This is a genomic window from Allobosea sp. GW823-FHT01F03 (assembly GCF_058798075.1).
This window is the reverse complement of sequence record NZ_CM179505.1, coordinates 5581641-5593761: the sequence shown is the minus strand read 5'-3', so window position 1 is coordinate 5593761 and position 12121 is coordinate 5581641. Positions and strand designations below refer to the sequence as shown.

10 protein-coding genes are annotated in these 12121 nt (G+C 65.3%); 9 read left to right on the top strand and 1 reads right to left on the bottom strand.

Features of this window, described 5'->3' with window-relative positions; genetic code table 11:
* Positions 1 to 33 precede the first annotated feature (33 nt).
* From AC3RCC_RS26710 to AC3RCC_RS26675, 8 genes are all read left to right on the top strand, one after another.
* The gene (locus AC3RCC_RS26710) at positions 34 to 1458 is read left to right on the top strand and encodes an aldehyde dehydrogenase family protein (protein ID WP_291638425.1); all 1425 of its coding nucleotides are present in this window, start codon (positions 34 to 36) and stop codon (positions 1456 to 1458) included.
* Positions 1459 to 1477: 19 nt separating this feature from the next.
* Positions 1478 to 2458 (top strand): LysR substrate-binding domain-containing protein, encoded by a 981-nt coding sequence (locus AC3RCC_RS26705; protein WP_492257153.1) that lies wholly within the window; start codon positions 1478 to 1480, stop codon positions 2456 to 2458.
* Positions 2459 to 2694: 236 nt separating this feature from the next.
* Complete coding sequence (locus AC3RCC_RS26700; RefSeq protein WP_492257152.1) at positions 2695 to 4560, top strand: AMP-binding protein; 1866 nt, start codon at positions 2695 to 2697, stop codon at positions 4558 to 4560.
* 5 nt (positions 4561 to 4565) lie between these two features.
* Positions 4566 to 5366 carry an ABC transporter ATP-binding protein gene (locus tag AC3RCC_RS26695; RefSeq protein ID WP_492258842.1) on the top strand — a complete coding sequence of 267 codons (801 nt, stop codon included), beginning with the start codon at positions 4566 to 4568 and terminating at the stop codon, positions 5364 to 5366.
* A 127-nt stretch (positions 5367 to 5493) separates the two neighbouring features.
* Positions 5494 to 6468, top strand: a complete 975-nt coding sequence (locus AC3RCC_RS26690; protein WP_492258841.1) for a branched-chain amino acid ABC transporter permease — start codon at positions 5494 to 5496, stop codon at positions 6466 to 6468.
* A gap of 12 nt (positions 6469 to 6480) precedes the next feature.
* On the top strand, positions 6481 to 7560 hold the full coding sequence (locus AC3RCC_RS26685) for a branched-chain amino acid ABC transporter permease (RefSeq protein WP_492257151.1): 1080 nt from the start codon (positions 6481 to 6483) through the stop codon (positions 7558 to 7560).
* 63 nt (positions 7561 to 7623) lie between these two features.
* Positions 7624 to 8928, top strand: a complete 1305-nt coding sequence (locus tag AC3RCC_RS26680; protein ID WP_492257150.1) for an ABC transporter substrate-binding protein — start codon at positions 7624 to 7626, stop codon at positions 8926 to 8928.
* 83 nt (positions 8929 to 9011) lie between these two features.
* Positions 9012 to 9848: an ABC transporter ATP-binding protein gene (locus tag AC3RCC_RS26675; protein ID WP_492258840.1), complete on the top strand. Its 837-nt coding sequence runs from the start codon at positions 9012 to 9014 to the stop codon at positions 9846 to 9848.
* 89 nt (positions 9849 to 9937) lie between these two features.
* Here AC3RCC_RS26675 and AC3RCC_RS26670 read toward each other — a convergent pair whose 3' ends face one another.
* The gene (locus tag AC3RCC_RS26670) at positions 9938 to 10837 is read right to left on the bottom strand and encodes a LysR family transcriptional regulator (RefSeq protein WP_492257149.1); all 900 of its coding nucleotides are present in this window, start codon (positions 10835 to 10837) and stop codon (positions 9938 to 9940) included.
* Positions 10838 to 10969: 132 nt separating this feature from the next.
* On the opposite strand from AC3RCC_RS26670, the gene AC3RCC_RS26665 reads away from it, so the two are divergent.
* Entirely contained in the window at positions 10970 to 12046 is a 1077-nt protein-coding gene (locus AC3RCC_RS26665; RefSeq protein ID WP_492257148.1) for an alkene reductase, read from the top strand.
* Positions 12047 to 12121 lie beyond the last annotated feature (75 nt).

Here is a 12121-nt window from a genome sequence, read left to right as displayed (position 1 = left end):
CGCCGACCGTCCGCCATCAGAACGGGTTTGAACATGACGCATAATCTTGAATTCTATATCGACGGAGCCTGGGTCCTCCCGGCTGCGCCGGGCACGCTTGAGGTCGTCGATCCGTCAACGGAAGAACCCTTTACCACCATCGCGGTTGGTGGCGTGGCGGATGTCGAGAAGGCTGTCCGCGCTGCGAAGACGGCCTTTTCCTCCTTCTCGCTCACCAGCAAGCAGGAGCGAGTCGATCTGCTCAAGGCGATTGCCGCCGCCTACAAGCTTCGGCGCGATGACATCGCCCACGCCCTGTCGCGCGAGATGGGGGCTCCGCTCAAGCTGGCGATCGAGGCACAGTCCTTCATGGGCATCGCCCATATCGAGAAGATGATTTCTGTCCTTGAAAGCTACGACTTCAACGAGATCAGGGGCACGACCGTCGTCACCAGGGAGCCGATCGGCGTCTGCGCCCTGATCACGCCGTGGAACTGGCCGCTCAACCAGATCGCCTGCAAAGTCGCACCTGCTCTCGCCGCCGGCTGCACCATGGTGCTCAAGCCGAGCGAAATCTCGCCAATCAGCGCCCTGATCTTCGCCGAGGTGCTGCACGAGGCTGGCGTGCCGAAGGGCGTTTTCAACCTGGTCAACGGCACCGGCCCGGTGGTCGGCGACGCGCTGTCGCGCCATCCGGATGTCGATATGGTCTCCTTCACCGGCTCGACGAGAGCCGGCGTCGAAGTCGCCAAGGCGGCTGCCGACACGGTCAAACGCGTTCACCAGGAGCTCGGCGGCAAATCTGCCAACATCATCCTGGACGACGCCGATCTTGGCGAGGCGGTCCGCAAGGGGATCGCCGCCTGCTTCCGCAACAGCGGCCAGTCCTGCAATGCGCCCTCGCGCATGCTCGTCCCGGCGGCACGCCATGAAGAGGCCGTCGCAGTCGCGCGTGAAGCGGCCGCGGGCTTCCGGCCGGGAGCGCCGGCGGCAGCCGGCAGCGATCTTGGCCCCGTCGCCAACCGAACGCAGTTCGAGAAGATTCAAAAGCTGATCGAGGCTGGGTTGAACGAGGGGGCGACGCTGGTCGCCGGCGGTGCCGGGCGGCCGGAAGGCCTCAATCGCGGCTTCTATGTCCGTCCGACAATCTTCGCCGGCGTCCATCCTGAGATGACCATCGCCCGCGAGGAAATATTCGGTCCGGTGCTGTCGATCCTGCCTTATGCCGACGAGGACGAGGCTGTCGCGATCGCCAATGATTCCGTCTACGGGCTGGCTGCCTATGTCCAGGCCGGCAGTAAGGAAAGAGGGCGCGACGTTGCTCGCCGGATGCGGGCCGGCACGGTGTATCTGAACTACCCGGCCTGGGATTCGGGAGCGCCCTTCGGGGGCTACAAGCGCTCTGGAAACGGCCGCGAATACGCCGATTTCGGCCTCGCCGAGTTCCTCGAGATCAAGGGCATGGTCGGCTATCACTAGGCACACGAGTAGAAAAGCCATGCCGTTGGATGTAACCATCCGCACGACCGTTAGCGCGAGTGCAGTTGACCACGGCATGGTTTACAAACCCGACGTAGACCTGCGTCAGTTGCGATCGTTCGTCGTCGTCGCCGAGGAGGCGCATTTCGGGCGGGCGGCGGCCAAGCTCGGTATCGCGCAGCCGCCCCTCAGCCAGCAGATTCGTCGGCTCGAAGCCAAGGTGGGCTACGCGCTGTTCGAGCGCGGCACACGCAAGGTTACCCTGACTGCTGCTGGTGACAGCCTGCTGGGCACGGCCCGGCGGCTGCTGGACCAGGCCAAGGAAGGTATCGAGAGTGCGCGCCGGGCCGGTCAGGGCGAAGAGGGTATGCTGCGCATCGGCATCAACCCGTCGCTCGCCCTGACCGGGATCATGAAGGTACTCCAGTCCTATCGTCGGGACAGTCAGAACGTCGTGCTCAGCATCCACGAGATGACATCGGCTCCGCAAGTCGATGCATTGTTGCTGCACGACATCGATATCGCCTTCCTGCGCGAAACCTATCAGGTCCCGCTGCTGGAGTCGCGACCAGTGCTCGACGAGCCGCTGATCGCGGTGCTGCCGGAGGGCCATCCGCTCGCTCGGTTCGAGACGATCGAGCTGCGGGATCTGGCCGGCGAGGAGTTCGTGATGATCCCGCGCGATTCCGGCCCGGCCCTGCACGACCGCATCATAGCGGCTTGCCGGCAAGCCGGCTTCGAGCCCAGCATTTCGCAGCGCGTGGCGGAATGGCAGACGGTCGCAGCTCTCGTCGGTTGCGGCCTAGGCGTCTCGCTGGCGCCGGACTGCCTGAGAGCGCTGAGCATTCCGGGTGTCGCATACCGCGCTGTCAGCCCGCTGATCTCGACCGTCGTGACCATGGCCTGGCGGCAGGACGATCGCAGTGCCATCGTGCAGCGCTTCCTGCGCCATGCCCAGCGTGCCTATGCGCGCCCGATCACCCAAGGCAAGGCCGACTGACGGCCGGCTTCCCGCTCCGTTGACGAATGAAGCCACGTGCGGTCGAGGCGCGGCGCTTGAGCGCCATTCGCGATATGGGCCGGCGGGTGAAACGAGCGTCCGGGCGCTGCTCCGAGCTACGCTGCCCAATATCGATATCTTATGAGGTATAATTAAACCTCAATCTCAATATTAGACATATCGTAGACCGCTTCGTAGCGTTCGCTGAAGAAAAAGCGATAACTGGGGAGCGGGCGGTGTCGGATTTTCGACCGAAAGACACAGACAAGCAGATGTCGGAGCGGCCGCAGGCCGCAAATCCGGATCCGGTTCTTGCGCCAAGCCTTCCCGATTTTCTGTCCCGCAATGCGAAGAGCTTTCCGAGCCAATGCGCGCTGCGGCAAAAACACCGCGGGATCTGGAAGAGCTGGACCTGGGCGGAGGCCGATGGCCTCGCTACCGTAATCGCCGGCCGTTTGGCCGCGCTGGGCTGGCAGCCTGGAATGCGAGTCATCGTGATCGGTCGTCCGCAGGCGCGCCTGTTCCTGAGCATGGCCGCGCTTCAACGCGCCGGGCTGGTGCCGGTCCCGCTCTTCGCGGATGCCGGCGCGCAGGAGATCCGCGATGCGCTGGCCGAAACCGGCGCTCGACTGGCGATCGCCGGAGGGCAGGAGCAGGTCGGTCGGCTGCTCGATGTCCAAGCGGATACTGGAGGGATCGACCGTATCGTCTATCTCGACCGCCGCGGAATCGGTTCGCGCGGCGACGAGATTCTGATGGACTACGAGCGTTTGGTCGCGGCCGGCCCGGGCCGTGACGGCGCTGGCTGGATCATGCCGCACCAGCGCCCGGACGATACGGCGATGATCCTCCATACGCGCGGCACGACCGGAAAAGCGCGCGGCGTGATCCTGAGCCACGCAGCGGTCATTCACCCCCTTTCCGCTTTCGTTGCCGCTGAAGCTCATCGGCCGGGCGAGGATGTTTTCGCCTTCTCCTGCCTGGGTTGGATGGGTGGAGCGCTCTTTGGCTATGCGGGCTGGCTCATCGGCGCGAGCTGTCTTTCCTTGCCCGAAAGTGCCAACTCGCTGTTCGAGGATCAGCGCGAAGCGGCGCCGGCCTATGTCGCCTATCCCCCTCATATCTTCCGGAATATCGCGGCGGAGATCGAAGAGCGGATCATGGATGCTCCCGCATCCTGGCGTCGCCTTTTCCGGCATTTCGTTGGCGTCGCGCTCAGGCGCGCGCAATGCGAGCGGGCCGGCAGGCCGGTTTCCCCGGCCCTGCGCCTGCAGTCCTGGTTTGGTGAGGCGCTGGTCTATGCGCCGCTGCGCAGCCGGCTCGGCTTCAACACGGTCAAGGCGGCCTATGTCGTGGGCGGAGCGCTGGAAGACCGTCATCTGCAGTTTTTCAATGCGCTTGGCGTGCCGCTGCGCGAGACCTATGCGCAAGTCGAAGCCGGCGGGTGGCTGGCGACCCGTGCCGGCAATGCGCCGGGGCCCGGTTTCGCCTCACAGGGGCGGCTCAAGCTCGGCGCAGACGGGGAGGTCCATTATGCGACCGATATCGGCGCGACTTCCAGCAAGGGCTGGGCGAGCTCGGGCGATATCGGGGTGGTCACGGCCGATGGCCTGCTGAATATTCTCGGGCGCAAGTCGGCCCAGGCGCCGTCAGACGAGAAGCCCTGGCCAGAGGGGCCGGAGAGGGCCGTCCTGTCCTCGCCGCTCATCGCGCATGCGGCCCGGCTGGATGCTGCCGCCATGGTGGTCTCGCCGGATGCGCGCGGCATCAGGCTGTGGGCGAAGCGCAATCTGCATTCCTTTTCCAACCTGGCCGACTTCATCAGGCAGCCGGTCTTCGCGGACGGGCTGCGCCGCGAACTGGCCAGCGGACCGGAGTTTGATCCGGCGCTGCGCTGGCTGATCGTCCGGACGAGGCCCTTCGATCCGAGCAATGGCGAGCTGAGCTGGACCGGCGAGTTGCGACGCCACGTCGTCGAGGCCCGGCACCGCCCTCTACTTGACCGCTTGGCGCAAGCTGGCCTCAGCGCAGCCCAGATGTTTGCGCTGGATGGCTGCGGCGATTGCCTGCTGCTCGATCTGCGCGCGGAGTCGAGGTCGTGAACGCGGTGCCGCAGCAACATCCCGATCACCCCGAAAACGTCCTGGCTGTTCAGAACCTGACATTGCGCTTCGGCGGCATCACCGCGATCTCAGATGTCTCGTTTGCAGTCGCCCGCGGTCACATCCAGGCCATCATCGGCCCGAACGGCGCCGGCAAGACCTCGATGATCAACTGCATCAACGGGTTCTACCGCCCGACGACCGGCGCGATTCACTTCCGCGGCGAGGCGCGCCCCTTCATGCGGCCTTATCGCGCAGCCGCGGAGGGCATAGCGAGGACCTTCCAGAACATCGCCCTGTTCAAGGGGATGTCGACGCTCGACAACATCATGACGGGGCGGACCCTGAAAATGAAGCGGGGTCTGGGCTGGCAGTTGTTGCGGGTTGGTCCGGCGATCACCGAGGAAATCGCGCATCGCGAGCGCGTCGAGGAGATCATCGAATTCCTCGAGATATCGCATCTGCGGCTGCACCCGGTCGGGACGCTGTCCTACGGCCTGCAGAAGCGGGTCGAGCTTGGGCGCGCCCTGGCGATGGAGCCCGAGGTGCTGCTGCTCGATGAGCCCATGGCGGGCATGAATGCCGGCGAGAAGCTTGAGATGTGCCGCTTCATCCTCGAGGTCTCCGCTCATTTCGGCACGACCATCGTGTTCATCGAGCACGATCTCGGCGTCGTCATGGACCTGTCCGACCGCATTGTCGTGCTCGACCACGGGCACAAGATCGCCGACGGGACGCCGGCCGAGGTCAAGAGCGATCAGCGCGTCATCGAGGCCTATATCGGCACCCGGCATGGAGGGCATTGACGTGACCCCACAGGCAAATTCCGCTGCCCTTTCCACCGCCGACCTGCGGCCCTTCATGCGCTGGCTGGTCGGACTGGCCGGGCTTGCCGGGCTGGTCGTACTCGCCCGGCAGAGCCCGCCTGGCTCGATCATCCATCAGATCGCTGTCGCACCCTTCCGCGCCATGGCCGATGCGCCGGACTTGCTCGCCCAGTCCCTTTGGGAGGGGTTCGTCGGCGGCATGCTCTACGGCCTGATCGCGCTCGGCTTCGTTCTGATCTACAAGGCCTCGCGCGTCTTCAACTTCGCGCAGGGCATCCTCGTGGTGTTCAGCTCTCTGGCGCTGATCGAGGCCTACGAGCTCTATGTAAGGCTCGGCCTGCCCCGGAGCGTCGGCGCCTATCTCGCCTTGCTGTCGGCCATCGCCGTGGTCTTCGTCCTCGCAGCCCTTGTCGAGCGCTTCATGCTGCGCCGGCTGGTGAACCAGTCCGACCTGATCCTGTTCATGGCGACGATCGGCCTGAACTATCTGCTGATCGGCGTCGGCGAGATCGTCTTCGGCGGCGTGCCGCGCCAGATGATCACCGAGTCGCTCGGGTTGCCTCAGGGCTATCTCGACCTCGAGATGCTCGGCGGCCGGGTCAGTATCCAGATGCTGGACATCGCCGCGGCGAGCATCACGCTAGCCCTCATCGTCGGCCTGACGCTGCTGTTCAGGTTCTCCAGCCTCGGTCGCTCCTTTCGGGCCGTCGCCGAAGGCCATCAGGCGGCGCTCTCGGTCGGAATCAACCTGAACCGGATCTGGGTCATCGTCTGGTTCGCGGCCGGCGTCGTCGCCCTCGTCACCGGCATCGCCTGGGGCGCGCGCTCGGATGTCTCCTTCGGCCTGCAGGCGGTCGCGCTGAAGGCGCTGCCCGTGCTGATCCTCGGCGGTTTCACCTCGATCCCGGGCGCCATTATCGGCGGGCTGATCATCGGCATCGGCGAGAAGATCGGGGAGTTCTACTGGGGGCCGCTGCTCGGCAGCGGCATCGAGAGCTGGCTCGCCTACATCATTGCCCTGAGCTTCCTGATCGTGCGGCCGCATGGGCTGTTCGGCGATCGGGCCATCGAGCGCATCTGAAGGATAGGTCGCATGCTATATCGCGAAGAGCGCCAGCGCAGAACCAGCTACAAGGCGGATCTCGCCATCTTCCGCTGGAAGGAAGACCGGATCGGCATGCTCTGCATCGTGCTCGCGGCATTCGCCGTCGTGCCGTTCGTCGCCCCGCCATTCGTCCTGCAGAGCATCCTGATCCCCTTCCTGGTCTACGCATTGGCCGCGATCGGGCTCAATGTGCTGCTCGGTTATGCCGGCCTGGTCTCACTCGGGACCGGCGCGTTCATGGGGGTCGGCGCCTTTGCCTGCTACAAGCTCACGACGATCTTCCCGGATGTCAGCATTGTCATCTGGATCCTGGCGAGCGGTCTGTTCTCGGCCGCCATCGGCGTGCTGTTCGGGCTACCGAGCCTGAGGATCAAGGGCTTTTACCTCGCGGTCGCCACGCTGGGCGCGCAGTTCTTTCTGCAATGGTGCTTTGTGCGCGTGCCGTGGCTCTACAACTACAATGCCTCGGGAGCGATCGAAGTGCCCGAGCGCACGGTCTTGGGCATCGTCGTCACCGGCGGCAATGCCAGCGTCGAGGCACGCTATCTGCTGCTGCTCGCCATCGTGGTCGTGCTGACGGTCCTCGCCTCCAACCTGATCCATTCCCGCATCGGCCGGTCCTGGATGGCGCTACGCGACATGGACATCGCGGCCGAGCTGGTCGGCGTGCGCCTAGTGCCGAGCAAGCTCCTGGCCTTCGCCGTCTCGTCCTTCTACTGCGGCGTCGCCGGCGCCGTGATGATGTTCCTCTACTATGGCGGTGGCGAAGCCAATGACGCCTTCAACGTGCATCAGAGCTTCCTGGTGCTGTTCATGGTGATCATCGGCGGGCTCGGTAGCCTGATCGGCTCCTATCTCGGCGCGTTCTTCATCTCGGCACTGCCGACCATGCTGAAATTCGGCCTGCCCGCGCTTGGAATCCCGCTTTCGGGAGCAGCCGCCGAGAACCTGACTTTCATCGTCATCGGCACGCTGATCATCACCTTCCTGATGGTCGAGCCGCTTGGCCTCGCCCGGCTCTGGCAGGTGTTCAAGCGCAAGCTGACGACCTGGCCGTTCCCCTATTGAGGCACGCGCCTGCTCCGCATGAAACCGCGCAGACAACAGCAAACAAGGGGGGAAACCATGGTAATGCAGATCGTCAAAGTCGCTCTTCTGGCAGGGATACTTGCCGCTCCCGGCGTTGCACGGGCACAGGAAGGCCATTTCCTGCCGCTGCTCACCTATCGCACCGGCTCCTTCGCCAGCTCAGGCATCCCGATCGCCGACGGCATGCGCGACTATTTCGAGATGATCAACCAGCGTGACGGCGGCATTGGCGGGGTCAGGATCGACCACACCGAGTGCGAGACAGGCTACGACACCAAGAAGGGCGTCGAGTGCTATGAGGCGGTCAAGGGGCGCAACCCTCTGGTCATGAGCCCGTTCTCCACCGGCATCGCCCTGCAACTGACGCCGCGCGCCGCGGTCGACAAGATCGTGTTGCTCACTGTCGCCTACGGGCTCTCGGCTTCCGGCGACGGCAGTGTCTTCCCCTGGGTCTTCAACCCGCCGATCACCAACTGGGACGGCGCTTCGGTGATGGTCCGCTATATGGCGTCACGCGAGGGCGGCCTCGACAAGCTGAAGGACAAGACGCTCGGCCTGATCCATCTCGACGCACCGTTCGGCAAGGAGCCCGTGCCCGTCTTCGAGGAACTCGCCAAGAAATACGGCTTTCAGCTGAAGCTCTATCCGATCCCGCCCTCCGATATGCAGAGCCAGAGCGCGATCTGGCTCAGTATTCGACGAGACAAGCCCGACTTCCTCTACAATCAAGGCTGGGGATCGATGAATCCGACGGCCGTGCGCGAGGCGATCCGCAATCGCTTTCCGCTGGACCGGATGGTCGGCGTCTGGTGGGCCGGGGGAGACGATGACGGCCGTGCCGGCGGCGAGGCGGCCCGTGGCTACGGCACGCTCAGCTACCACCGGACCGGGACCGATTTCCCGGCGATCCAGGACATTCTGAAGCATGTCGTCGACAAGAAGCTGTCGCTGTCGCCGCGTGAGCGCGTCGGCGAGAACCTCTATAACCGCGGCGTCTACACCAGCATGCTGATCGTCGAGGCGATCCGCGCCGCACAGAAAGATACCGGCAAGGCGCGCGTTTCGAGCGACGATGTTCGCAAGGCGCTCGAGAAGCTCGAGATCACCGGCAAGCGGCTCGACGAGATCGGGCTGGCAGGCTTTGCCGCGCCGCTGAAACTCGGCTGCGATGACCATAACGGCCATAACGACCTGTTCGTCTCACAGTGGAATGGAAGCCGCTACGTGCCGGCAACCGATTGGATCTCGCCGGATCACGACACCGTCAAGCCGCTGCTGGACGATGCCGCGAAACGCTATGCCGCGGCCAATCCCGGCTGGCCGGCCCGTCAGGAGCCCTGCAACTGAGCCATGAGAGGGGAGGCGGCGGCATGCCCGCCGTCTCCTGCCGGATGTTTCCGGGCGGGATGCCCGAGCGCTCCTATGGCTGGATGAGAACGAGAAAGCCGATGAAAACTGCTGGTGCAGGCGACGATATTCTCTCCGTGAACGACATCGAGGTCGTCTATGGCCGTATCGCGGTCGCTCTGAAGGGCGTGTCGCTACGGGTTCCGCGCGGCGGCATCGCAGCGTTGCTCGGCCCCAACGGCGCTGGCAAGACGACGACGCTGAAGGCCATCGCGCGGCTGCTGCAAACCGATCGCGGCGAAGTCTCGCGGGGCACGATCCTGTTCGAGGGCGAGCGGATCGACGCGCTGCCGCCCAACGCCCTGGTGCAGCGCGGCTGCATCCTGGTGATGGAGGGGCGCCACTGCTTCGGCAGGCTGTCGATCGAGGATAACCTCCTGACCGGAGCCTCGACGCGAAGCGACGGCGCCCAGGCCATACGGGACGACCTCGAGAAGATCTACGGATTGTTCCCGCGGCTGAAGGAGCGTCGGCACGTCGCCGCCGGCTATACGTCGGGGGGCGAGCAACAGATGTGCGCCATCGGCAGGGCGTTGATGTCGCGCCCGAAGCTGATCCTGCTCGACGAGCCGTCGCTGGGACTGGCGCCGCAAGTCGTGGAGCATATTTTCGAGATCATCGCCCGCATCGTGCAGACGGAGAGTGTTTCGATCCTGCTGGCGGAACAGAATGCCAATCTCGCGCTGCATTATGCGCAACTCGGCTACGTGATGGAGGCCGGCCGCGTCGCGATGAGCGCTCCGGCCGTGGACTTGCGGGCGGATGCCCGCGTGCGAGAGGTCTATCTCGGGATGGGGCAGGGCTCCGAGGGCTTTCGCAGCCAGCGTCCGGTCCGGACCGAGCAACGCTGGTTGATCTAGAAGCGTGCGGCTTTTGCTTTGCCGGGTACAATGTGAAGCGTCAGAGCCCCGCGATGGCTTCCGAGCAGGGAGAGCCCGGGAGCGCACGATCAAGCCTTGTGACCGCCGTGCCGCAAAACCCGGTCGGGGAATGCGGCCGACAGGAAGGCGACGAAGGCTGCGATCTTGGGGCTGACCAGCCTGCGGGAGTGGTGCAGCACCCAGAGCTCGATCGGCCGATCGGCGACTTCGCCCCAGGCGACCAGTCGCCCGTCTTCGATGTCGCGATCCACCATCGAGCGCGGCAGGATCGCCACGCCGAGGCCCGCCCGGACGGCGTCGCGGATCATGACGAGCGACGACAGCCGCAGCCGGATCTCGGGCCGAACGGTGATGGCAGCGCCTCCGCTCCGGATCGGCCAGGGGCCACCGTCGAATTCCGTGGTCATCGTGATCGCCGCGACCTGCCCGTTCCAGGCCGGGCTGGTGATCAGCCCGGCGAGAGCCGGCGGAGCCACCACCAGCATCTCGTCGCGGGCGAAGCAGCGTCCGATCAGCCGGTCGTCGGGGCGCGGATTGACGCGGATTGCGATATCGTAGCCCTCTTCGAGAAGCTCGATCCGGCGATCCTCCGCCGTCACCTCGAGCGCGACCTCGGGGCAGTCACCGGCAAACTTCGCGGCCAGGTGGCCCAGATGGGTGTGCGAGAACAGCACCGGCGCGCTGACGCGCAAGCGTCCGCGCGGTCGAGCGATTCGGGACGACACCGCCTCGCCGACATCGGCGATCTCGCTCAGCAATTCGTCGGTCCGCTCATGCAGTGCACGGCCCTCGTCGGTCAGCCGCAGGCCCTGCGTCCCGCGTTCCACCAACCGGACCCCGAGGCTGTCTTCCAGATTGGCGACATGCCGGGCCAGCGTGGCTTTCGGCCGGCCGCTGAGCCGCGCGGCTTTGCCGAAGGCGCCATGGCGCGCGACGAGGTTGAAATCAGCGAGGTCCGAAAGATCCATGGTCGGTCCAAATATGAGACGACAAGTCTCAGAAATAGCATCTCCGATCCAATGGCGGAACGCTCCATCTTGGCTGAGACCAATCGAACTCACCTGTCGCTGTGACGGGTACCCCGACCCAAGGAGCTAGCGATGACCAATATCTGGGAGCCGATCAGGATCGGCCGGATGAACCTGCCGCATCGTTTCGCGATGGCGCCGTTGACCCGAAGCCGGGCGCAGGCCGACGGCACGCCGGGTGAGCTTGCCGCCGAGTATTACGGGCAGCGCGCCTCGCTGGGGCTGCTGATCAGCGAGGGAACACAGCCTTCGGCCGATGGGCAGGGCTACCCGAACACACCTGGAATCTACACCGACGACCATGTCCGCGGCTGGCAGCGGGTCACGTCCGCGGTCCATGCCCGCGGCGGCCATCTCTTCATCCAGCTCATGCATGCCGGCCGCATGGGGCACCCCGACAACACCGCTCATGGCCGCGCGCCCGTCGCTCCGTCCGCCATCGCGCCCGGCGAGAAGATGTTCACGCTCGGTGGCCTCAAGGACGCGCCCGTGCCGAGGCCGCTGGCCACCGAGGAGGTGCCAGCGACGATCGCCGATTATCGTCATGCGGCGGCCAGAAGCATCGAGGCCGGCGCGGACGGCGTCGAGATCCACGGGGCGAACGGCTATCTGATCCAGCAGTTCTTCTCGCCCAATGCCAACACGCGCACGGATTCCTATGGCGGATCGATCGAGAACCGGGCGCGCTTCGGACTCGAGGTCGTGGCCGCGGTCGTCGACGAGGTCGGCGCGGACCGAACCGGCATCCGCCTGTCGCCGGGCTCCCGGCTCGGAGGCATCGCGCAGGGCGAGGGCCATGAAGCGTTCTACCTTCATCTGGTCAAGGAGCTCGCCAGGTTCGACCTCGCCTATCTCCATGTCGCGCATGGCGGCAACGAAGAGCTCCTGCGCCGTATTCGCGAGCTCTGGCCGAAGGTGCTGCTGGTCAACCGTGTCAACCGGCCGCTCGAAGCGGCGACGGCGGATGTCGAGGCCGGCCTGGCCGATGTCGCGCCTGTCGGGCGCTGGGCGCTCTCCAATCCGGATTTCATAGAGCGTTTCCGTCGCGGAGCCGCTCTCAACCCGCCCGACCCGCAGACGTTCTACGGCTCCGGGGCTGCCGGCTACACCGACTATCCGCATCTCGAGGCCAGCGCTGCGTCGGCCTGAAACGCTGTGCGCCCTCCAGGCTCGACACCTCTCCCCGACAGCCGGCCACGCGTGAAGCGCCCGCAGAAGCACCTT